Raw genomic sequence first — 23,933 nt, forward strand, 5'->3', positions numbered from 1 at the left:
GCAAACGAGGTCTTCCGCATGGCTCAGAACAGCAACTGGTGGCGCGGCGGCGTCATCTACCAGATCTACCCGCGCAGCTTCGCCGACAGCAACGGCGACGGCATCGGCGACCTGCCCGGCATCACCGCGCGGCTGGAGCATGTGGCGCGGCTCGGCGCCGACGGCATCTGGCTGTCGCCCTTCTTCAGGAGCCCGATGAAGGACTTCGGCTACGACGTCAGCGACTACTGCGATGTCGAGCCGATGTTCGGCACGCTCGACGACTTCCGCGCGCTGGTGGCGCGGGCCCATGCGCTGGGCCTGAAGGTCATGATCGACCAGGTGCTGTCGCACACCTCGGACCAGCATCCGTGGTTCGTCGAGAGCCGCGCCAGCCGCGACAACCCGAAGGCCGACTGGTATGTGTGGGCCGACGCCCGGGACGACGGCACGCCGCCGAACAACTGGCTCTCCATCTTCGGCGGCAGCGCCTGGCAGTGGGACACGCGCCGCTGCCAGTACTACCTGCACAACTTCCTGAGCAGCCAGCCTGACCTGAACTTCCACAACCCGGCGGTGCAGGATGCGATCCTGGCGACCGTCAGGTTCTGGCTGGACCTGGGCGTCGACGGCTACCGGCTCGACACCGCCAACTTCTACTTCCACGACGCCGAGCTGCGCAGCAACCCCTGCCGCGGCGCGCCCGACCCGAACAAGCCCGATCCGGCGGTCAACCCCTTCAATCCCTACGGCTGGCAGCACCATCTCTACGACAAGAGCCGGCCCGAGAACCTCGTCTTCCTGCAGCGCCTGCGTGCGCTGCTCGACCAGTATCCCGACACCACGATGGTGGGCGAGATCGGCGACGACGACGGCCTGGCGCGGGTGGCCGAGTACACCGCCGGCGGCGACAAGCTGCACATGGCCTACTGCTTCGACCTGCTGGGCGAGCGCCATGACGCGCCCTTCGTGCACGGCGTGCTCGAGCGCTTCGGCCGCATCGTCGGCAGCGGCTGGCCGTGCTGGGCGCTGTCCAACCATGACGTGACCCGCGTGGCCACCCGCTGGGGCGGACCTGAGCCCGATCCGGCGCTGCTGCGCCTGGCGCTGGCGCTGCAGGCCAGCCTGCGCGGCAGCGTCTGCCTGTACCAGGGCGAGGAGCTTGGCCTGCCCGAGGCCGACGTGCCCTTCGAGGATCTGCAGGACCCGTACGGCATCACGATGTGGCCGCAGTACAAGGGCCGCGACGGCTGCCGCACGCCGATGCCGTGGTCGGCCGAGGCGCCCGACCTGGGCTTCGGCAGCGGCGCGGCGCGGCCGTGGCTGCCGCTGTCCGAGGCGCAGCGCGCGCTGGCGGTCGACCGCCAGGAGGCCGATCCGGGCTCGATGCTGCAGGCCGCGCGCCGGCTGCTGCACTGGCGCCGCACCCAGCCGGCGCTGGTGCACGGCGAGCTGATGCTGCTGCCGGTGCACGAACAGGTGCTGGCCTTCGTGCGCGAGCACCAGGGCGAGCGGGTGCTGTGCGCCTTCAACCTGAGCGCGCAGCCCGCCGAGCTGGCGCTGCCGGCTGGGCTGGCGCTGGCGCAGCAGCTCGACAGCGGCATCGGCGGCGCGCAGCCGGTCGGCGCCACGCTGCAGTTCGCGCCCTGGGGCGTGCTGCATGCCCGGCTGGCCTGAGCGCCAGGACTTCCCTTCTTTCCCGAGACCTTCCCGAGATCGAGATCGCCATGTCCCGCATCGACTTCCAGCAGATCAACAAGCGCTATGCGCCCAACCTGCCGCTGACCATTCACAACGCCACGCTGACGATCGGGCAGGGCGAGTTCTGCGTCTTCGTCGGCCCCTCGGGCTGCGGCAAGTCGACGCTGCTGCGCATGGTGGCCGGCCTGGAGGACATCAGCTCGGGCGACCTGTCGATCGGCGGCCGGCGCGTCAACGACCTGCCGCCGGCGCAGCGCGGCGTGGCGATGGTGTTCCAGAGCTATGCGCTCTATCCGCACATGACGGTGCGCGAGAACATGGCCTTCGGCCTGAAGGTGTTCGGCGCCGACAAGGCGGCGATCGAGCAGAAGGTGAAGAAGGCGGCCGACATCCTGCAGCTCACCCCGCTGCTCGACCGCCTGCCCAAGGCGCTGTCGGGCGGCCAGCGTCAGCGGGTGGCCATCGGCCGCGCGATCGTGAAGGAGCCGGACGTCTTCCTGTTCGACGAGCCGCTCTCGAACCTGGACGCGGCGCTGCGGGTGCAGACCCGGCTGGAGATCGCCAAGCTGCACCATGACATCGGCCGCGCCAGCATGATCTACGTGACGCACGACCAGGTCGAGGCGATGACGCTGGCCGACAAGATCGTGCTGCTGCGCGCCGGCGAGAAGGTGCAGACCGAAGGCAGCGTGGCGCAGTTCGGCACGCCGATGGACCTCTACCACCGCCCGCAGAACCTGTTCGTGGCCGAGTTCATCGGCAGCCCGAAGATGAACATCCTGCCGGGCCGGCTGATCGCCGCCGAGGCCACGCATGCGGTGGTCGACGTGCTGGGCGTGGCGGTCACGGTGGCGGTGGACGCGCGCCGCGCCAAGGCCGGCGAGGCGGTCTCGCTGGGCATCCGGCCCGAGCACCTGCTGCACGGCGAGGCCGAGGGCGCAGGTCTGCCGGTGCGGGTGCGTCACCTCGAGCGCCTGGGCGAATCGTCGATGCTCTACCTGGATCCGCAGGCGGCTGCCGCCTCCAGCGCGGCGGTTGCGCTGCCGCTGATGACGCTGCGCATCGAGGGCCACGCGATCCAGGGCGCCGGCCAGTCGATGCAGCTGCGGCTGCGTCCCGAGCAGTGCCATCTGTTCGATGCGGCCGGTCAGGCCTTCGCGCGGACCGTCGAGCTGCCGACCTGAGCCGAGACGAACTGGAGCCCGAGCATGAACCAGACCGTGAACCAGACCATGAACCCGCGCCACGACTGGTGGAAGCAGTCCGTTGTCTACCAGATCTACCCGCGCAGCTTCCAGGACACCAATGGGGATGGCATCGGCGATCTGCCGGGCATCACCAGCCGGCTCGATCACCTGCAGCAACTCGGGGTCGACGTGGTCTGGCTGTCACCGATCTACGCCTCGCCGCAGGACGACAACGGCTACGACATCAGCGACTACCGCAATGTCGCCCCCGAGTTCGGCACGATGGCCGACTTCGACGCGATGCTGGCCGGCATGCACGCGCGGGGCATCAAGCTGATGATGGATCTGGTCGTCAACCACAGCTCCGACGAGCACGAGTGGTTCCGCCAGGCCCGCTCCAGCCGTGACAACCCGTACCACGACCACTACATCTGGCGCGACCCCAAGCCGGACGGCTCGCCGCCCACCAACTGGGAGGCCGCCTTCAACGGCTCGGTGTGGGAATGGAACGAGCCGACCGGCGAGTACTACCTGCACATGTTCAGCCGCAAGCAGCCGGACCTGAACTGGGAGAACCCGGCGCTGCGGGCCGAGGTCTACGACGTCATGCGCTTCTGGCTCGACAAGGGCGTCGACGGCTTCCGCATGGACGTGATCAACATGATCTCGAAGCCGTGGAACGCCGACGGCAGCCTGCCGGATGCGCCCGTCGTGCGCGAGGGCTTCCTGCAGCCCAGCTTCCCGATGACCTGCAACGGTCCGCGCCTGCTGGAGTTCCTGCGCGAGATGCGCGAGCAGGTGCTGGACCACTACGACACCATCACCGTCGGCGAGGCGCCGCTGGCCACCATCACGCAGGGCCGCGAGCTGACGAACCCCGAGACCGGTGCGCTCAACATGCTGTTCCAGTTCGAGCACATGGACCTCGATTCCGTCGGGGGGACGGTCGGCGGCAAGTGGGCCTTCAAGCCGCTCGACCTGCGTGACCTGAAAGCCACCATGACGCGCTGGCAGGAGGCGCTGGCCGGCCAGGGCTGGAACAGCCTGTATCTGTCCAACCACGACCAGCCACGCCCGGTGTCGCGCTTCGGCGATGACGGGCGCTACCGGGTCGAGTCGGCCAAGATGCTGGCGATCTTCCTGCACGGGATGCAGGGCACGCCCTACGTCTACCAGGGGGAGGAACTCGGCATGACCAATGTCGCCTTCCCGTCGATCGAGGACTACCAGGACATCGAGAGCCTCAACATGTACCGCGTCGCCACCGAGGAGCGCGGACAGGATCCTGCCGAGGTGATGGCGTCGATCTACGCCAAGGGCCGCGACAACGCCCGCACGCCGATGCACTGGAATGCCGGTGCCAATGCCGGGTTCACCTCCGGGACGCCATGGCTGAAGCTGAATCCGAATTTTGCGCAGATCAACGCCGCGCAGGCGGCAGAGGATCCGGACTCGGTGCTTCACCACTACCGGCGCCTGATCGCGATGCGGCGCGTGCATCCGGTGCTGGTGCATGGCCGCTACGCGCTGCTGCTGCCCGACCACGCACAGATCTACGCCTACACCCGGACGCTGGGCACCGGCGAACACGCCGAACGCTGGCTGATCGTCTGCAATTTCAGCGGCGATGGCCCGGTCTTCGACCTGCCGGCCGACGTGGCGGCGAGCACATGCGACTGGATGCTTGGCAACTATCCGCCGTGCGAGGGCGATGCGCTGCACGGCTCGCCACTGCGGCCCTGGGAAGCGCGCATGCTGCGCCTGCATGCCTGAGCGCCGACCGCCCCCTGTCGCTCCCATGACGATCGACGGATGCGGTGGCCGCGCCCCGGCGTGTCCTGAGCCCGCCCGGTGAAACGCGGCGCGGTCGGGCCGCGCTTTTTTCGATCTGAAGACGAAATCGATTGCAATACGGCCTCCAGCCGGCGACCCCCATGCTGCACCCCCGAAAGAAGGAGAGAACGACCATGGCCACGACGCCCACCTCCGCCCGTCCTGCCGTGCCGCCGTGGCGCGCCCCTGACGATCAGACCGGCCGCATCCATGCCGCGGTGCAGGCCGGCTGCGGCCGCCACGCCGACTGGCCGGCCTTCGACGCGCGGCTGCGCCGCCATGTCGCGACGCTGCGCAACGAGCTGGCCTGGCTCTACGGCAGCCGCGACGACTTCGAGGCCGTCGTGGTGCGGCTGGTGCAGACCGCCTTCGAGGCCTGGTGCGGACGGCCGGCCGTGCTGAAGGCGCTCGACGAGCAGCGCGAGCGCGATCCGCAGTGGTTCCAGTCGCAGCGCATGCTCGGCGGCGTCTGCTATGTCGACCTCTTCGCCGGCGACTTCCGCGGCATCGAGGCGCAGATCCCGTACTTCCAGGAACTCGGGCTGACCTACCTGCACCTGATGCCGCCCTACCTGTGCCCGGAGCCGCACAACGACGGCGGCTACGCGGTCAGCAGCTACCGCGCGACCAAGCCGGCGCTCGGCACGATCGAGGACCTGCGCCACCTCGCGGAGAAGCTGCGCGAGGCCGGCATCTCGCTGGTGCTGGACTTCGTCTTCAACCACACCTCCGACGAGCACGAGTGGGCGGTGGCGGCGCGCGCGGGCGATCCGGTCTGCCGCGACTACTACCACATCTACCCCGACCGCCAGCAGCCCGATGCCTTCGAGCGCACGCTGCGCGAGATCTTCCCCGACGAGCACCCGGGCGCCTTCAGCCAGCTCGACGACGGCCGCTGGGTCTGGACCACCTTCCACAGCTACCAGTGGGATCTGAACTACAGCAACCCGGAGGTCTTCCGCGCGATGGCCGGCGAGATGCTGTTCATCGCCAACCTGGGCGTGGAGTTCCTGCGCATGGACGCGGTGGCCTTCGTCTGGAAGCGCCTGGGCACGCCCTGCGAGAGCCTGCCGGAGGCGCATCACCTGCTGCGCGCCTACAACGCGCTGGCGCGCATCGCCGCGCCGGCGCTGCTGTTCAAGTCCGAGGCGATCGTGCATCCGGACGAGGTGGTCTCCTACATCTCGCCGGCCGAGTGCCAGGTCTCGTACAACCCGCTGCAGATGGCGCTGCTGTGGAACACGCTGGCCACCCGCGAGGTCAACCTGCTGCAGCTAGCGCTGGAGGAGCGCCATCACCTGCCCGAGGGCACCGCCTGGGTGAACTATGTGCGCAGCCATGACGACATCGGCTGGACCTTCGCCGACGAGGATGCGGCGCGCTTCGGCATCGACGGATTCGACCACCGCCAGTTCCTGAACCGCTTCTACGTCGACCGCTTTCCCGGCAGCTTCGCGCGCGGCGTGCCCTTCCAGGACAACCCGGCCACCGGCGACTGCCGCATTTCCGGCACCTGTGCGGCGCTGTGCGGGCTGGAGCAGGGCGACCCGCACGCGGTCGCGCGCATCCTGCTGCTGCACGGGGTGGTGCTGTCGAGCGGCGGCATTCCGCTGATCTATCTGGGCGACGAGATCGGCCAGGGCAATGACGCCGGCTATGCCGACGATCCGGCCCGCGCCGGCGACAGCCGCTGGGTGCACCGGCCGATGCGCGATCCGCGCCGTCATGCCGAGCGGCTCGATCCGAGCACCGCGGCCGGGCGCATCCATGCCGGCCTGCGCCACCTGATCGCGCTGCGCCGCCATCTGCCGGCCTTTGCCGGTGGCCGGCTGCTGCCGTTCTGGAGCCGCCATCCGGCGGTGCTGGGCTACCGGCGCCCGGCGCCGCAGGGCGACGACGCCCGCGGCGGCGTGCTGGTGCTGGCCAACTTCAGCGAGCGCCCGGCCAGCGTGCTGCCCGAGGTGCTCTCTGCCCAGCCTGCGACAATGGTCGACCTGATCGGCCAGACCGCCTTCGATCTGCGCGCCGGCCTGACGCTGGCGCCGTACCAGATGGTCTGGCTGGTGGCGAGCGGCGCCTGAGTTCCCGGTCTCCCGGAAGACGGGCCCGTTCCTTGCAAGCCTGTCCGGCATCCGGACGACATGCCTTCCATGACCGACTTCCGCATTCCCTCCTTCGATCCGGCCGATGTCGCCGATCCGGCTGCGCGCGCGCGCCTTGACGAGTTGACCCGCCAGGCGCGCGAGATCATCCTGGCGCGCCAGGATCCCGACACCGGCCTGCTGCCGGCCAGCACCGCGATCACGGTGCATGGCGACTACACCCACGCCTGGGTGCGCGACAACGTCTACAGCATCATGGCGATCTGGGCGCTGGCCCACGCCTGGCGCGCGCGCGACGCGGCGCAGGCGGCCGAGCTCGATGCACGGGTGATCCACCTGATGCGCGGCCTGCTCGCGGCGATGATGCGCCAGTCGGCCAAGGTCGAGCGCTTCAAGCACACCCAGCATCCGCTCGACGCGCTGCACGCCAAGTACTCGACCCGCAGCGGCGAGCCGGTGGTGGGCGACGCCGAATGGGGCCATCTGCAGCTCGACGCCACCGCGATCTTCCTGCTGATGCTGGTGCAGATGAGCGCCGGCGGCCTGCAGATCGTGCGCTCGCGCGACGAGCTGATGTTCGTGCAGAACCTGGTCTGGTATCTGGCGCACGCCTGGCGCACGCCCGACTACGGCATCTGGGAGCGCGGCAACAAGCGCAACGACGGTCGCGCCGAGATCAACGCCAGCTCGGTGGGCATGGCCAAGGCGGCGCTGGAGGTCGCCAGCGGCGCGCGCCTGCTGGCCGACGGCCCGGCCATCCATGTGCCGGCCGAGGCGATCGCGCATGCGCGCCACACGCTGGAGAACCTGCTGCCGCGCGAGTCCGAGTCCAAGGAGACCGACGCGGCGCTGCTGTCGATCATCGGCTTTCCGGCCTTCGCGGTGGGCGACGCCGCGCTGGTCGAGCGCACCCGCGCCACCATCGTCGGCCGGCTGCAGGGCCGCCACGGCTGCAAGCGCTTCCTGCGCGACGGCCACCAGACGGCGGTCGAGGACCACAGCCGCCTGCACTACGAGCCCGGCGAGCTGCAGCGCTTCGCGCACATCGAGTCGGAGTGGCCGCTGTTCTTCTGCTATCTGCTGCTCGATGCGCAGCTGCGTGGCGACGAGGCCGCCGCGCGCGACTACCGCCAGCGCCTGGAGGCGCTGATGGTCGAGCAGGACGGCCAGCGCCTGCTGCCCGAGCTCTACATCGTGCCGGCCGAGGCGGTCGAGGCCGAGCGCGCCGCGCCGCAGAGCCAGGCGCGGGTGCCCAACGACAACGTGCCGCTGGTGTGGGCGCAGAGCCTCTATCTGGTCGGCGTGCTGCTGCAGGAGCGGCTGGTCGCGCCGCAGGTGCTGCTGCCGCGCGGACGCCGCCCCGGCGTGCTGGCTGGGCGGGTAGTGCCGCCGGAGCCGGTGCGCATCCAGGTCGCGCTGCTGGCGGCCGACCGGCTGGTGCAGGCGCGCCTGGCCGCGCACGGCATCCGCAGCCAGACGCCGGCGGAGATCGCGCCGGTGCAGCTGCGCTATGCCGAGGATCTCGAGATCGCGCTGGCCAGCGTCGGTCGGGTCGACGCGCTGGGCCTGAGCGGGCGTCCGCGCGGGCGCCTGGGCAGCCTGTCGACCAGCCAGGTCTTCCGCGCCGGCGACGAGGCCGGCGCGTCGTCATCGGCTGCGTCCGCACTGATGCTCTTCCTGCCGTCCTTCTACGGCCGCCAGGGCTTCTACCTGACGCTGGACAACCGGCTGCTGGTCGACGAGCTGCGCGCCGAGCTGGCCACGCTGCGCCGCCACTGGCAGGTGCGCGACCAGCAGGGCCAGCCGCTGCTGACGCTGCTGATCGGCGAGCCGATGCTGGAGGCGGACGGCGCGGATGCGCTGATCGGCTTCCTGCAGTCGCTGGGCGTCGGGCTCGACGAGCCGGAGGTGCAGATCGGACCTCTGGCCGAGCTGCTGCCGCGGGTGCGCTGCACCCCGCTCGACGGGCTGGAGTCGCTGGCCGCGTCGGCCCGCCCGGTGGCGGGTATCGGCAGCGGCGCCGCGCTCACGGTCGACCTGAACTGGGAGGAAGGCGCGACCCGGCCGCTGACGCCAGCGCGCGCCGCCGCACTCGAGCACGAGGAGGACGCGCATGCGCTGCAGCGCCAGCTCGCGCGCAGCCGCAATCCCTACGAGCAGATCGAGATCCTCGGCCTGCTGGTGCGCCGCGGCGGCGCCCGCTGGGGCACCGAGCGCGGCCTGTCGGTCTGGCAGATGACGCAGGCGCTCTACGAGCGCGCCTGCCGCGAGCGCCACTGGGGGCTGATCCGCCGCGCCGCCGCGGTGCTCGATGTGCACGACACCGCGCTGGAGGAGGCGGTCGCGCAGATCGTCGCGCGCCAGAAGCGCATCGTCGTCGGTCGCAGCTATGGCGACGGTGCGGTCATCGACCGGCCGCTGCCCAGCGCCGAGATCTTCGAGCGCATCCGCCGCTTCGGCGGCGACGATGCGCGCGCGCGGGTGCTGCTGCAGGAGGTGGTGCTGCTGCTGGGCACGCTCATCAAGGCCGACGCGCCGCTGCTGCGCGGCACGCTGACCCTGCGCGCCTGGTACCTGATCCTGCTGATCACCGGCTGGCTGGCGCGCGAGCACGGCCTGACCCAGGCCGAGGGCTTCGACTTCCTGCTGTCGCTGAGCCCGCAGGCCATCCTGCGCCGGCTGCGCGAGGTGATCGCGCACGAGCAGGAGATGGGCCGCAACCTGCTGCGGCTGCAGTCGCTGCATGGCCGGGTCAGCCGCGACGGCGGCCCGCTGGCGCGGGTGCGCTTCCCGGCCGCGGCCGATCCGGTGCTGGACGATGTCTCCGGCGGCTGGCTGGCCTGGCGCGAGGTGCGCGGCGTGCTGACCCGCCTGCCCGAGGACTTCCATGCCCGGGTCTGGGAGGTGCTGCGCCATTTCCCCGGCCTGGTCATCGGCGATCAGCTCGACAGCCGCAACCGGCTCGACAGCCACCTGGCCCGCGCCGACATGACCGCCTCCGAGCGCGGCTTCGCGCTGCAGGTCGACGATCTGCTCAACAAGATCCATGCGCCGGAATACCGCCAGCTGACGATCGAGGCGCTGATCGCGGTCTCGGACATCGCGCGCGCCAACCCGGATCTGGCCGCCGACGGGCTGCTGGTGATGGACGTGCTGATCGGCATCGCGGTGCGGCTGGGCTGGGAGCAGTCGCTGCCCGCCCGCCCCGAGGTGGACGGCGAGGGCGACGACACGCCGCCGCCCGACTACAACGAGCACAAGGCCGCCGCCTGGCAGGGCTTCTACGCGCTGCCGCCGCACCGGGTGGCGACGCTGGTGATGGATGCGCTGGTCTTCCTGATGACGCCGGAGACCGCCGAGGCCGAGGCGGACCAGGCGCCGGCCTGATCAGTCGACGCCGAAGCGCAGCGTGCGGCCTTCGGCGGCGCTGCGCATCGCGCAGTCCATCAGCGCCATGACCGCCAGAGCTTCGCGTGGCGGCACCGGGTTGGGCGCCAGGCCGCGCAGCGCGTCGCGGATGCCGGCGTAGTAGGCGCGGTAGTCGCCGGCCGGGCGCGGGCGTTCGCTCAGGGCGCCGGTGGCGTCGGCCTGCAGCGCGGGGCGCGCATCCTCGCCCCAGCCGGGCGCGCCGGGCTTCATGCCGGCCTTGAGCTGGTCTTCCTGGATGTCCAGGCCGCTGCACAGCCAGCTGCCGCGCGTGCCGTGCGCCTCGAAGCGCGGCGCCTGCCAGGCCGCCAGCCGGGTCACATGCAGCGTCACCCGGCGCTGCGCGCCGTAGCCCAGCACCACCTGCGCCCAGTCGTCCACGCCCTGGCCGCCGTCGCGCAGCGAGGCGCTCTGCGCGCACACCGTCTCGGGCGGGCCGAAGAGCTGCAGCACCTGGTCGACCACATGCGGCCCCAGGTCATACCAGAGACCGGCGCCGGGGCCGGGCCGCTCGCGCCAGCGGTCGCGCGGCTCGGGCGAGAAGCGGTCGAAGCGCGAGACCAGCTCGCGCACCTCGCCCAGCGTGCCGCCGTCGATGGCCGCGCGCAGGCCGAGAAAGTCCCCGTCCCAGCGGCGGTTGTGGAAGACGGAGAGCAGCAGCCCGCGCGCCTCGGCCAGCGTGACCAGATCCTGCGCCTCGGCCAGCGTCACGGTGAAGGGCTTGTCGATCACCACCGCCTTGCCTGCCAGCAGCGCCGCGCGCGCCAGCGGATGGTGGCTGTCGTTGGGCGTGGCGATCACCACCAGGTCGACGTCCGGCGCGGTCGCGGCCTTCAGGTAGTCCGGCTCGACCGCCAGATCGGCGCGCCAGGCGCGCACCTTCTCCGCATCGGACGAGGCCACGCACACCAGCTCCAGCCCCTCGACCGCCTCGATCAGCGGGGCGTGGAAGGTGCGCCCGACATAGCCGAAGCCGATCAGCGCCACGCGGATCGCGGGCAGGGCGGGGCGGGACGGAAAGCTCATGAAACGCGCGCTCCAATGAAAAAAGGTGAGCTCTCGCGGGAGAGCTCACCCAAGAAAGGGTGGCAGCACTCTTTGCCACCCCCTCAGGACCACACAGACCGTGGACCCCGAAAGCAGCCTGCTGGCCGCGGTGCCGGCGCCCCGCGCGGGGGCGCCGCGGCGCCGATCAGAAGGCGTAGTTGACGCGCACGCGGGCGGTGATCTTGGCGTCGCCGTCGGTGCCGGTGCCGGTGGCCTTGCTGTAGGCCAGCGCCGGGGTGATGGTGGCGCCGGTGTTGAACAGCGGCAGGCTGTAGGCGACGTAGACGTTGTTCTCCTTGATGGAGCCGCCGCCGGCGACGTCGTTGCGGTCGTAGATGTAGCCGACACCAGCTGCACCGATCGTGGCGTTCAGGCCGACGCTCGAGCCCTTCAGGTCAGCGACCTTGCCAGCGTTGTAGCTCAGGTTCAGGGCTGCACCTGCCATCGTTGTGCCGACGGTCACGCCGCCGCCACGGATCTTCTGACCCTCTTCCAGCTTGCCGCTGTTGATGCCAGCCTTGATGGTGAAGCCGTCGATCGAGTAAGAGACCACCGGGCGCACGGCCGTGTTTTTCTTGGCCGAAATCACCCCCAGCTCTACTGCCAGACCACCACCGACGTTCAGCGTCAGCGCAGCGTGGGCAGTACCGCCCGAGTACTTCCCGGTGCCGTCGACATTGGAGTTAGTGGCGTAGCGGCCGCGCAGCTTGTTGCGGTAGCCGGCAGCGCCATCATCATCAACCACGGTGTCCTTGCCGACCGGGAAGATGTCAGCAGCTTCGAAGCGACCCAGCTTGATGTCGCCCGAAGCGTTGCCGAACTGCACCCACATGTCGTCGACACCAGCGTCGCCGTTCTTCTTGGCCAGGAAGCTGGCGCGTCCGGCCACGAAGCCGTCGGTGCCCGCCTTGCCAGCGGCATTCAACTCGACGCGGCCGCCTTGAGCGGCGCCACGACCGGCGTTGCGGTAGTCGGTATCCAGTTCGATGTTGGCATCGAAGCTTGCTGCGGCGAAAGCCGGAGTGGCGAACAGGGCGGCGATGGCCAGGGCGGCTTGCGTCTTGCGGATCATGGGCTGACTCCTCTTTCGTTGCGGATTCGGTCGCTCGTTGCGGTGTTCGTTCGACCTTCGGGTGATGAACAGTAACGACGTTTAACCTGTGATTTACTTGAGGTTAACCATCGGTTAACGTCTTTTGTTGTTTTGTGGCGACTTGGTCGCTGTGGTGGATTGTCCCGGCTCATTCCCGCGAACGGACCTGGGGCGGGTGCCCTGGGAACGCGGGTTACAGGCCTGACTCAGCGCTGATTCTGGAGAGAATTCGAGGTCTCGAGGGGCGTCGAGATCGTTTGCGTCTCACCATCGCCCTGATTTAGGCGCAAACCTAGGGAAGATCCGTGTCGTGATTTCACGACGGTTTCATCGTCGCCTCGGGTTGGCCCCGAGCGTGAACGTGCCGGAAAGGAGCAGGCCCGCCGCCCCGGGATCCGGGGGGGGGGGGGGGGCGGGCCTGTGTCATGACAGCTGCTGTGCTGTCGGTGCCGTGCCTACTGCAGCGCCGGTCCGGCGGGCATGCGCAGGCCGCCGGTCGCGGTGCCGCGCGGCTCCAGGCTGAAGCGCAGATAGACCGAGCCCATGCCCTGGCTGTACTGCGGTGCGTGCTCGAAGCCGATGCGCGCGCCGACATCGAGCTGGCGGGTGATCTGGTATTCCAGCGCACCGCCGAGGTTCAGCGTCATGCCGCTGTCGCTGCGCGCGGCGTAGCGTGCGGTCGGTGTCTGGCCGGCGGCCACCAGGCTTTCCAGCCAGGACTGCAGCCCGGCCTCGGTCGGGAAGTAGGGTGCGGATTCCTCGCGGTAGGTCTGCAGACCGGCGGCGCCCTGCACGCCCCAGCTCAGGCGGCCGCTGCGGCCGGTCCAGTTCACCGGCACCGTCAGCGCGAGCAGGTGCTGCGGGCTGAAGTAGCCGCCGTGGCCGAGGGTGTAGCCGCTGAGGTTGCGCCGGTAGTGCTGGTAGCCGAGGTTCAGCCCGAGCTCGAGGCGGTCGTCCGGCGTGCTGCGTGCGCGCCAGTAGCCGCCGCCGCCGGCCTCCAGGCGGTTGTTGGAGGCCACGCCGCGGCCGGTGAGCGCCTGCGCGCCGCCGTAGCCGTACAGGCCGACATCGTCCTGCTCCCACGAGAGCTGCGAGCGCAGGCCGGTGGCGCGCACGCCGCCCCAGACCCGGCCGGTGCGTGCGTCGGTGCTGCCGGCGAAGGCCAGCAGGCTGTCGTTCAGCGCGCGGCGCGAGCCTTCGATCATCAGCCGCAGGCCGCCGCTGCCGATCGCGTCTTCCCAGCGCACGCCGCCGACTGCACCGCCGACCGCAAAGCCGACCGGCACCGTGCCGATGTCGGCGCTGATGCTGCGGGTCTCCAGGCCGACCGCCAGCGCGATGCCGGCGTCGCTCTGGTCGCCGGGCGTGGTGACGCCGGTCGGATCCAGCGCCAGCGTGCCGTGGCGGCGCCGGGTGCCGGTCTCGGCGCCGACCTCGCCGGCGCTGAGGAAGACCGGCGTGGCGCGCACCACCACCTGGCCGAGCTCGTCGATCGCGATGCGGCCTTCGGCCGGGGCCTGGAAGGTGTCGAGCCGGCCGAAGCCGCCTTCGCCGTCGCGCGAGCGCAGTGCGCCGCCGCCCTCGATGCGGCTGCCCGGGCCGCGCTCGGCCTGGATCTCGGCCAGCTCGTCGGCCAGCGTGCGGCTGCGGCGCTGCGGCAGCTGGCCGGGCAGGGCGGCCAGCATGCTGGCGCCGGTCGGACGGCTGGCGGCGGCACGGCCGGCGGCCGGCGCGGGCAGCGGCGGCAGCGCGGCGGCCGCGGCGACCGCCACCGGCAGCGCGGTGGTGGCCGGCTCGGTCCGGGGCGAGGGTGCCGGAGAGGGGGCCGGCGAGGGGGCGGCGGCGGTCCGGCCGCTGCGAGAGGCGCTGCGGGCGGAGGCCGGCGCGCTGGCTGCGGCCGCCTCGGGTGTGGCTGCGGTGGCGGTGGCTGCCGTCGCCTCGCGCCAGCGCAGCGTGCGGGCCACCGGAGACTCGGCCGCGCTGCCCGGTGCGGGCAGGCCGGCGGCGGGCGGCGGCAGACGATCCAGATCGCCGGACAGCACCGTGCTGTCGCTGATCGGCGGCAGCGCCGGCAGGGCGGAGGGACTGGGCGGCGACACCGCCGCGGCCAGCGGCGTGGTGCGACGCTGCGCGAACGGGTTGGCCGCCATGCGCGGCTGGCCCCACTGCGCCACCGCCGCCGGCTGCTGCGCGGCCATCGCCAGGCGCAGGTATTCGGACGCCTTGGCGAACTGGCCGCGGGCGCGGTAGTGGCGGGCCTGCTGCGCCAGCACCTCCGGTCGGTCGGGCGCGAGGCGGCGGGCCTGCTCGAGCGCCTGCGCCGCGGTGTCGCGGTCCTTGCGGGCATCGGCGGCGGCAGCCAGGCCCAGCCAGGCGTCGACCTCCTCCGGGCGCTCGCGCAGCACCGACTCATAGAGCGCGATCGCCGCATCGGGCTCGCCGGCGCCCAGATGCATGCGCGCCAGCGCCATCTGCAGCCGCGGCTCGCCCGGGCGCTCCTGCATCAGCGGCGCGATCGCCTCCCAGGCCGAGGCCAGGTCGCCGGCCTCGCGCAGCAGGTCGGCCTGGCGCACCGAGTAGCCCAGGCGCAGCTCGTCGAGATCGCGGCGCTGCGCCGGGCCGAGCTGCTGCAGCCGCGCCATCGAGATCAGCTGGCCCAGCACCCGCGAGAGCTCGGCATCCTGGCGGGTCTGCAGCAGCAGCGCGGCATGGCGCAGCAGCAGCGCCGGGCCGGCCTGCGGCTGCGCGGCCAGCGTGGCGCGGATCAGCTGCGCGGCACGCGCCTCGTGGCCGAGGTCGAGATAGGCGCCGGCCACCGCGCTGATCAGGTCCGGATCCTGGCCGGCGGCGCCTTCGGCCTCGGCCAGCAGCGCGGCCGCGGCCGAGGGCTGGCCGGCGCGGTACAGCGCCACCGCCTCGGCGGCCTGCGCCTGCACCGCCATGCGGCGATGCAGCTGCGCCATCGCCGCCGAGCGCTGCGCGCGCGGGATCTGCTCGAGCGAGGCCAGCGCGCCGGCGTGATCCTTCAGCTCGGCCTGCAGCAGCGCACGCGCCTGCAGCGCGTCGAGCCGCTCGGCGCCGGCGGCGGGCAGCGCCATCGCGTCGAGCTGCGCGCGGGCCTCGTCCAGCCGGTTCTGGCGCACCAGCAGCTGGCCCAGCGCCAGTCGCGCCCAGGCCGACTGCGGCGCCAGCGCCACCGCCTGCTCCAGCAGCGCCTGCGCGCCGATGCTGTCGCCGCGCTGCTGCGCCTGCTCGGCCTGCAGCCGCAGCTGGTTGGCGCGCAGCGCGCCGGCCCCGCCCAGACGGGCGAGCTGGCTGTCGTCGAGCTCGCGGATCATCGCCTGGGCCTGGTCGACCCGGCCGCTGGCGCCCAGCACGCTGATCAGCCCGGCGAGCGCGCGCACCGGGCGCGGCGTGGCCTGCAGCGCGGCGCGGTAGGCGGCCTCGGCCTGCGGCAGACGGCCCTGGGCCGCGAGCAGGTCGCCCAGCAGGATCTGCGCCTCGGGCTCCTTCGGATCGGACTCGACGGCCGCGCGCGCCAGGCGCAGCGCCCGGTCGGTGTCGCCCGCCTGGCGGGCGGCGTTGGCCTCGCCCAGCGCCTGCCAGTGGCGGGCGGTGCGCTCCATCGTCTTCCAGCGGCTGCCGGCCGGCTGCGCGGTCGCCCGACCCAGCAGCTCGACCGCCTCGTCGAAGCGCTCCTGGCGCAGCCGCGTCAGCCCCAGGCCGCCGAGCGCGTCCACCTCGCGCGGGCGCTGGCGCAGCAGCGCCTCGAACTGGCGGGCGGCGGCGTCGAGCTCGCCGGCATCGAGCGCGGCGTAGGCCGCCTTCATGGCCAGATCGCGTGGCGAGGGCTGGGCCGGCGTCGTCCCGGCGCTGCCGCCACCGCTGCTGCCCTTGCTCTCCCGCTCCTTCAGGGCCGCGGTCAGGCGCGGGTCCGGGCCGACGCTGCTGATGTACTGGCGCACCTGGGCCGGATCGGCCGCACTGCCCGACCACAGCAGCGCCTGCAGCCAGGCGGTGCGTGCGTCCTGGCGCACACCGTTGGGCACGTCGGTGCGCGCCGCCAGCGCGCTGAGGCGGCGGATCGCCTCGTTGCGGGTGGGCATGCGGTAGCTCAGGTGCCGGGCATAGGCCAGCTGGACCTGCCCCTGGCTGGGCTGGGCCTGGGCCAGCCGCTCCAGGCCGATGCGCGCCTCGTCCCAGCCCTCGTTGGTGCCGCCCAGCGTCTGGTAGTACTCGAGCGCCAGCTCGTCATTGGCCGGCTTCGTCCCCAGCGCCTCGCGGTAGGAGCGCGAGGCCGCGTCCGCCTGGCCCGCCTGGGCCTGCTGGCGTGCGGTGGCCAGCAGCGCCTGGCTCGTGGTGCGGGTGCGCACCTGGCGGCTCAGCCGCTCCAGCGCCGGATGATCGGGCCGCACCTTGCGCAGCCGGTCGACATAGGACTGGGCTTCCTCGAAGCGGCTTTCGTCGATGTTCAGCACCGCCATGCCCTGCAGCGCGTCGGGATGGCGCGGATCGACCGCCAGCAGCTTGCCCCAGAGCTGGCGGGCCATGTCGGGGCGGCGGTTGCGTTCCCAGTGGCGGGCCTGCTCGATCAGCGTCTGCGTCGCGGCGGTGGTGGAGGCGCCTTCGGTCGACGGGCTGGCCGCGGCGGCGCTGCTGCTGGCGCTGCCCTGCGCGTGCGCGGCGCCGCCGAGCAGCAGCAGGCAGCCCAGCGCGACAAGATGCACGGGAAAGGCCGCGCCGGGGCGCAGGCCGTTCAGGCGGAGGTCGGAAGAGGTCGGCATGTCGGATCCAGAGGAGCGGTCGGATAGCGGACCGGTGCGCGGCGGATCAGCAGACCGTCGGCACCGGACTGCCAGCGGCCCTGCAGCGCGCCGATGGCGAACAGCATCAGCACCAGGTCGTAATAGCGCAGCGGCTGGCTCATCGCGGCCTGCAGCCGCGTGAGCCGGCGCGCCAGCGCCGCGCGGTCGCCCAGCGCGGCCAGATAGGGCAGGGCGACCGCATCGAAGCCGGGCGGTCCGGCCTCGATCAGCGTCGCGCGGGTGGTCGAGAGCTTGCCCGGCGGCGGGCCGTCGCCCTGCAGCCAGGGCTGCAGGCCGCCGAGTGCGCGCAGCAGCGTGGCGCGCACCGGGTCGCCCGGCGGCAGCACCGCCGCCCACAGGTAGCAGCGGATGGCGTCATAGCCGCCGATGTCGCCCTTTTCCGCGTCGTGTGTCAGCCAGCGGCCGCTGACGCCGCCGGGCAGCGACATGCGCGAGCGCTCGAGCTGCCAGGTGACCCAGTCCGGCGCCAGTCCGTTCAGGCTGACCGCCTGGATCATCTTCACGCCCTGCTGAGCCAGCTCTGCCCACGGGCCCTGCGGGTCGTGGGTGGCCAGCGCGCGCAGCTGGTGCACCGCGCTGTAGCTCGGGTTGAAGCGCCACTGCTGGCGGTCCGTGGAGACGAAGCCCTGCGGGCCGGGCAGCAGCATCAGGCCCAGGCCGGGCACATCGACCACTTCCTCGCGCTGCACCCGCCTCAGGATGGCGCGTGCGGTCTCGGCATGGGCGGGCTGCTTCCAGAGCCGAGCGGCCTCGAACAGCGCCTGCGCCAGCCACAGGTCGGCATCCGAGGCGGCGTTGGCGTCGAGCACGCCCCAGCGGCCGTCGCGCAGGCCCCATTGCCAGGCCGGCAGCCGGGCCGAGAAGTCGCCGCCGGCCAGGTTGTGCCGGGTCCAGTCCAGCACCTTGTCGAAGCGCGCCCGGTCATCGGCGACCAGCGCGAAGAACAGGGTGTAGGTCTGGCTCTCCGAGGTGCTGACCCGCTCGGGCGTGTCATGGTCGACCACCCGGCCGTCGGGCTGCACGCACTGGGCGACGAAGCGGCGCCAGAGATGATCGAAGTCCAGGCAGGTGCCGGGCGGCGAGGCGGGCGCGGACGGCGGATCGGCCACCGGCGTCAGCGGAGCCGTGGCGGTCGCGGGCGAGCGTGCGGCAGAAGGTGCGGCGCCGGCCCCGCTCTCGATGCAGCCGGCCAGCGCGCCCAGCCCCAGGCCGAGGCTGCCCAGGCCGGCGCCGAGCAGCTGTCGGCGTGCCGCATCGACCGCGGGCGGCGGGGCAGGGGCGGCCGGCTCAGAGCGGCGAGCCCGCGCGGCGTCGTATCGCATGGCGTTGCAGCAGCACGAAGGTGATCAGGGACAGGGCCAGGATGGCGCCGAACAGCACCAGCCACAGCAGCACCGGCTTGTTGGAGAGTTCCCAGCGCAGTCGGGTCAGCCAGGGCAGTTCGCCCGAGCCGTAGGTCGGATCGGCATACCAGGGCCTCACGCCCTCGGGCGTCTCGTCGCGCACGCTCGACAGGTGGCCGTGAATGCGCCGCAGCCGCTCGGCATCGGCCAGCGCATCGGTCAGCAGTTCCAGGTCGGCAGCGGTCGCGCCGATCAGCGCCACCACGCTGCGACCGGCGCGCAGCGGCGACTCGAAGCCGGCGATCACTGCCGGCGCCTCGACCGAGCGGAAGGTCTGCTGCGGCAGCGGCGGGAATTTCGGGCGCTGCCACAGACCCTGCAGCCAGCGTTGCCAGAACGGCACTTCCTGCGTCTCGGGCAGGTCGCCACTGCCGGCCACCGGCAGGTCCCGGAAGGGCATCGCGCGCACCCATTCGGTGAACAGCGGCTGGCTGCCGGCGCTGCCGATGACCACCAGCTCGCGCTGCGCGACCCGGTCGATCTCGCGCACCCGCACCACCTCGAGCAGGCGCCCGGCCACCCCGCTGCCTTCGCCCAGCCGCGAGGCCACGCCGAGCATCGCGTCGATCTCCTCGCGCATCGGCAGGTCCGGCAGCACGATCGCGGTCTCCGACAGGTCGGCCATGCGGGTGAAGGGAAATCCGGCATTGGCGAACGCGGCCAGATCCGGCATCGGCAGGTAGTGCGGCACGTCCGAGAAGTCGATCGTCGAGCTGCCGTCGATGACGGTCGATGGCAGGCTCCAGGCCTCGTCGGGGCGGCCGCCCTGGCTGTTCTCGGCCTGGGCCTCGCGCAGGCACTGGGCGCGCTCGTCGAAGGGGCCGTGGTCGATGCGGATGTTGACCGCGTTGTAGGAGCGGGTGCCCAGGCTCTCGACCGGCAGGCGGATGCGGTGGCGGTGCTCGCGCTTGACCTCCTTGTCGTCGATCTGCTGCCACAGCTGCTCGAGCCAGCGCCGGGGCTGGCCGGCGGCCAGGTTCTCGGCGAGCAGCGGCTCCTCGTTGTTCAGGCGCAGCTCGATGCTGGCCTGCTCCGGCCGGGGATCGCTGAACGGGCGCGGCGAGTGGGTCAGGCGCAGGTCGACCGGCACCACCCGTTCCCGCCAGGGGAACAGGTCAGGCGGCAGGCGCATCTGCAGCGACATCGTCATCGAGTTGTGCATCGAGTCCGGCAGCGTGCCGGAAAAGCCCAGCCGCTCCTGCGGCACCAGCTCGTCGAAGCGCACCGGCCGCTGGGTGCCGGTCCAGCGCAGCGCGTCATGGGGCTGGCGCGGCGCGACTTCGGGCAGGGTGTCGATCACCGCCGAGCTGCCCTGGGCCGGCAGCTGGGCCCGCACCAGCGCCTCCACCGCCCGGCGCAGCTCGGTGCCGTCGCGGCCGAGCAGGTAGAGCACCTTGGCCCCGGGGCGCGAGGGATGGCTGCCCAGCACCACGGTGGCGCCGGTGATGGGCGGCAGACTGACGCCGGCCGGGCGGTCCTGCGCGGTGGCCAGCACGATCGCATGGCCGGCCGGCAGGTCGGCGCGCGAGCGGATGCGCGCGCCGCGGTGTCCTGCCAGCGCGCCGAACCAGGAGGCCAGCTGTCCGGCGGCCTGCAGCGTCGAGCCGTCCGGCCGGTCCGAGGTCACCAGCGTCACCTCGGTTTGGCCCGGGTCGCGGCGGTCGAAGAAGGGGGCAGGCAGCACCGACAGGTCGTTGGCCAGCGGCAGCGGCTGCACGGTCAGCTGCAGGCTCGAATGGCCGTTGACGCTGACCCGCGGGAACTGCGCGCTGTCGCACTGCGGCGGTGCGGCGAACTGCACCGTCAGCTCGTTGCTGTCGGTCAGCAGCTTCGGGTCGAGCTCCAGCCGGGTCGAGAACTGGCCGCTGCGGTCCAGCCCGGAGGCCGGCGGCACCGCGATCCGCCCGACCGTCTCGCTGTTGAGCTTGACCACCAGCAGATCGTTGCGTCCGAGCAGATCGGGCGAGGGTGCCAGCATCAGCGTCAGGGTCGCGCGGCGCACCAGCTCGTCGGTGCGCAGCTCGAAATGCAGCCGCTGGCGGAACTGACCGCGACGGACCTCGTGCGGATGGTGCACCTGCCCGATCTGGCTGAACGGCAGCGTCAGCTTGCGGCCTTCGGCGCTGCGGCGCACGTCGAACTTCAGGGCGCCGGCGGTCTCCGGCGGCGGAAGGGTCGGCGGAACGGGATTCTCCGGCGGGGCGGCGGTCCGGGCGGGCTCGATGCGCTCCGGTGTGCCCCGGGTCTGGCCGGACCAGGCCGGTGCCAGCAGGCACAGCGTCACCGCCGCCAGCGCGGCCTTCAGGTTCAGGGGACGCCTCATCATGCGGACGCGGACGAGGCCGGCGGTGCGGCGCCGCCGTTGCGGCGCAGGAAGACCTGCGCGCAGCCGCGCAGGCCGAGCCGGCACACCTCGGCCAGCGCATAGGCCGGCCGGTCGGGGTGGTGACGATCCTGCACGCCCAGCCAGGTGTCGGCGCGCGCGAAGGTGCACTGCACCAGATCCATCTGCTGCTCCAGCGACATGTCCTCGAAGCTGAGGCCGTGCGAGCGGCCGTTGCGGAAGGCGACCCGGGCGCTGAAGCGAGGCGGCTCGTCGCCGCGTTCCATCCACAGCGTCAGCGGGGTGTCGCGCTCGAAGGCCAGGCCGTCGGGCATGCGCACCTTCAGGCCGCCTTCCGAGAAGTCCTCGGTCTCGGCATGGAAGGGCGCGGTGCCCGGGCCCTGCAGCCGCACCGGCAGCCCGAACTGCACCCGGTGCGACTGGCGCACCTGGCGGGTCTCGGACGCGGCGGAGGCGGCGGCGCCGAGGATCATCAGGTTGTAGACGGTCCACAGCATGTTCAGCACGACCGTCTCGATCTGGTCGTTGCTGTCATGCAGCTTGTAGTCCAGCCCCGGCACGCCCAGGTCACCCCAGCCGAACTGCAGCGCGGCCATGCGCAGCAGGCCGACCACCATGCCCGCCATGTTCACGCTCAGCAGCACCACATAGGGCCGCGCGATGCCCCAGTCGAAGTAGTCGCGCTCGATGTAGCCGCCCTTGGCGGTGACATTGAACTTGCCCGCCTTCGGGTTGATGACCGCGTACAGCGTCGGGCGGAAGATGTACCAGGCCAGCACCGCCTCGTAGACCTCGGCCCAGAAGGAGTGCCGGAACTGGCCCTGCACCCGCGAGTTGACCTGGTTGGCGTGCGACAGGTGAGGCAGCGCCATCGCCGCGATCATCAGCGCGCTTTCCTGGATGACATGCGCGCCGAAGAACAGATAGGCCAGCGGCGCGGTCAGGAAGATCAGCCGCGGGATGCCGTAGAAGAAGTGCAGCATCGCGTTCGAGTAGCACAGCCGCTGCGCCAGCGTCAGCCCCGGGCCCAGCAGCGGGCAGTCGGTGCGGAAGATCTGCGCCATGCCGCGCGCCCAGCGGATGCGCTGGCCCACATGCGCCGACAGGCTCTCGGTGGCCAGGCCGGCGGCCTGCGGGATCGAGATGTAGGCGGTGGTGTAGCCCTTGCGGTGCATCTTCAGCGCGGTGTGCGCATCCTCGGTGACCGTCTCGACCGCCACGCCGCCCACTTCCAGCAGCGGATCGCGCCGCAGCACCGCGCAGGAGCCGCAGAAGAAGGTCGCGTTCCAGAAGTCGTTGCCGTCCTGGACCAGGCCGTAGAACAGCTCGCCCTCGTTCGGGATGCGGCCGAAGGTGCCCAGGTTGCGCTCGAAGGGGTCCGGCGAGAAGAAATGGTGCGGCGTCTGCATCATCGCCAGTTTCGGATCGCGGTAGAACCAGCCGATCGTCATCTGCAGGAAGGAGCGCGTCGGGATGTGGTCGCAGTCGAAGATGGCGATGAACTCGCCGCGGGTGTTCTTCAGCGCCTCGTTGATGTTGCCGGCCTTGGCGTGGCGGTTGTGGTTGCGGATCACCCAGTTGACGCCGACCTCCTCGGCGAACTGCCTGAATTCCTCGCGCCGGCCGTCGTCCAGGATGTGGATGTGCAGCTTGTCGATCGGCCAGTCGATGGCCATCGCCGCCAGCACCGTCGGCTTGACCACCTTCAGCGGCTCGTTGTAGGACGGGATGAAGATGTCGACATGCGGCCAGTCCTCGATCGGCAGGTTCAGCGCCACCGGGCGACGCTGCAGCGGCCAGATCGTCTGGATGAAGCCCAGCACCAGCACCACCCAGGCGTAGATCTCGGCCACGATCAGGCCGGTGCCGAAGAAGATGTCGACCGCCTTGTCCATGTGCATGGTCTCGGTCAGCCGCCAGTACAGGTAGCGTGTCGAGACGGTCAGCGAGACGAAGGTCATCACCAGCGTGATCAGCCGCCCCGGGTACTTGTTCAGCACCCAGGTGCAGGCGAAGCACAGCACGCCGAAGATGACCTGCTCCCCCAGCTCGAGCGGCACCGACATCACGGTGACCATCAGGAAGAGGCCGCACAGCAGCAGGCCGGCCTGCAGCGCGCGGTATTGCCACAGCCGCCAGCCGGTGATCGGCCACAGCGAGTCCAGCAGCGTGCGGGCATGCATCGGCTGCCGGTGGTGGGGGCGCGAGCGCTGCGGCTTCAGCCGGGATCTCAGCGAACGAAGGCGCGGCAGTTCGGCCATGGGGTCGGGGGCGTCAGCGGGAAACAGGTCAGCAGGTCAGCCCACGCTCATCGGGGCAGCGACGAGGCGAGACGATCGAAGAGTCGGTCGAGCCGCTGCGTCGGTGCGGCAGCAGGCTCTCGCGAGGCGCCGGCCGAGCCCTCGCCCAAGGCGGAAAGATCGAGTCCGTCGGCAGGCCGGGCGTCGCCGCTGAGCCGGCGCGCCAGGCTGGAGAGCGATGTCGGCCGGGCCGGTGCGGCCGGAACCTCGACAGCCAGTGTCGGGGCTGGTTCCGTGCGGGCGGCTGGCGCTTGCAACAGGAATGCAACAGGTGTTGCCGCGGCGGCCTGCAGCGGGGCGAACCGCGCCTCGGTGTCCTCGGGGTTTTCCGCAGGATCGAGGCGAATATCGGCTGATTCTCCAGCGGAATATTCTCTGGCCGGGGCAGGTTCCACAGTTTCCGTGTCGACCTGCGCTGCGACGGTTTCCGGCGGGGCCGGTTCGGCCAGGGCGGGTGCAGGCGCGGCGGCGGGGGGCTCGTCCTGGGGGCTCTGCGGCAGATCGGCAGGCACGGTCAGGGCTGCGGGCTGGGTGCGGCCGAACAGACCGCGACGGCTGTGGCCGCCGCGCGCCGCGTTGTACTTGCTCACGTCCTGGTAGATCCCGGCCTCCGGACCGATCTGACGCAGGAGGTTGCTGATGTCGTCGCCGATGTTCATCGTTCGGGCTCCCTGTAGGCGTTGTCTGGGCGG

General features: G+C 71.6%; 12 protein-coding genes. 5 read left to right on the top strand and 7 right to left on the bottom strand.

From position 1 onward, the window contains the following. Positions 1-18 precede the first annotated feature (18 nt). From NFT33_RS12925 to NFT33_RS12945, 5 genes are all read left to right on the top strand, one after another. Positions 19-1,656: an alpha-glucosidase family protein gene (locus NFT33_RS12925; RefSeq protein WP_251675915.1), complete on the top strand. Its 1,638-nt coding sequence runs from the start codon at positions 19-21 to the stop codon at positions 1,654-1,656. A 50-nt stretch (positions 1,657-1,706) separates the two neighbouring features. Further along, positions 1,707-2,864, top strand: a complete 1,158-nt coding sequence (locus tag NFT33_RS12930; RefSeq protein ID WP_251675917.1) for an ABC transporter ATP-binding protein — start codon at positions 1,707-1,709, stop codon at positions 2,862-2,864. Between the two features lie 24 nt (positions 2,865-2,888). Then, positions 2,889-4,640, top strand: a complete 1,752-nt coding sequence (locus NFT33_RS12935; RefSeq protein ID WP_251675919.1) for a glycoside hydrolase family 13 protein — start codon at positions 2,889-2,891, stop codon at positions 4,638-4,640. 194 nt (positions 4,641-4,834) lie between these two features. Then, positions 4,835-6,781, top strand: coding sequence for an amylosucrase (locus tag NFT33_RS12940; RefSeq protein WP_251675921.1), 1,947 nt, complete (start codon positions 4,835-4,837; stop codon positions 6,779-6,781). A gap of 60 nt (positions 6,782-6,841) precedes the next feature. After that, positions 6,842-10,189: a glycoside hydrolase family 15 protein gene (locus NFT33_RS12945; protein WP_251675923.1), complete on the top strand. Its 3,348-nt coding sequence runs from the start codon at positions 6,842-6,844 to the stop codon at positions 10,187-10,189. Here NFT33_RS12945 and NFT33_RS12950 read toward each other — a convergent pair whose 3' ends face one another. From NFT33_RS12950 to NFT33_RS12980, 7 genes are all read right to left on the bottom strand, one after another. Further along, the gene (locus NFT33_RS12950) at positions 10,190-11,254 is read right to left on the bottom strand and encodes an oxidoreductase (protein WP_251675925.1); all 1,065 of its coding nucleotides are present in this window, start codon (positions 11,252-11,254) and stop codon (positions 10,190-10,192) included. Between the two features lie 166 nt (positions 11,255-11,420). Next, positions 11,421-12,347 (bottom strand): carbohydrate porin, encoded by a 927-nt coding sequence (locus tag NFT33_RS12955; protein WP_251675927.1) that lies wholly within the window; start codon positions 12,345-12,347, stop codon positions 11,421-11,423. A 476-nt stretch (positions 12,348-12,823) separates the two neighbouring features. Next, entirely contained in the window at positions 12,824-17,152 is a 4,329-nt protein-coding gene (locus tag NFT33_RS12960) for a cellulose biosynthesis protein BcsC (protein WP_251675929.1), read from the bottom strand. Further along, complete coding sequence (gene bcsZ, locus NFT33_RS12965; protein WP_251675931.1) at positions 17,125-18,516, bottom strand: cellulose synthase complex periplasmic endoglucanase BcsZ; 1,392 nt, start codon at positions 18,514-18,516, stop codon at positions 17,125-17,127. Before bcsZ ends, NFT33_RS12960 begins: the two co-directional genes overlap by 28 nt. Further along, the gene (locus tag NFT33_RS12970; protein WP_251675933.1) at positions 18,482-20,920 is read right to left on the bottom strand and encodes a cellulose biosynthesis cyclic di-GMP-binding regulatory protein BcsB; all 2,439 of its coding nucleotides are present in this window, start codon (positions 20,918-20,920) and stop codon (positions 18,482-18,484) included. The genes bcsZ and NFT33_RS12970 overlap by 35 nt, the downstream gene beginning before the upstream one ends. Continuing rightward, positions 20,920-23,124, bottom strand: a complete 2,205-nt coding sequence (gene bcsA, locus NFT33_RS12975) for a UDP-forming cellulose synthase catalytic subunit (protein WP_376744158.1) — start codon at positions 23,122-23,124, stop codon at positions 20,920-20,922. The genes NFT33_RS12970 and bcsA overlap by 1 nt, the downstream gene beginning before the upstream one ends. 125 nt (positions 23,125-23,249) lie before the next feature. After that, positions 23,250-23,900, bottom strand: coding sequence for a hypothetical protein (locus NFT33_RS12980; RefSeq protein ID WP_251675937.1), 651 nt, complete (start codon positions 23,898-23,900; stop codon positions 23,250-23,252). Between the last annotated feature and the right edge of the window lie 33 nt (positions 23,901-23,933).

This window comes from Sphaerotilus sp. FB-3 (assembly GCF_023706025.1).
Lineage (GTDB): Bacteria > Pseudomonadota > Gammaproteobacteria > Burkholderiales > Burkholderiaceae_C > Sphaerotilus > Sphaerotilus sulfidivorans.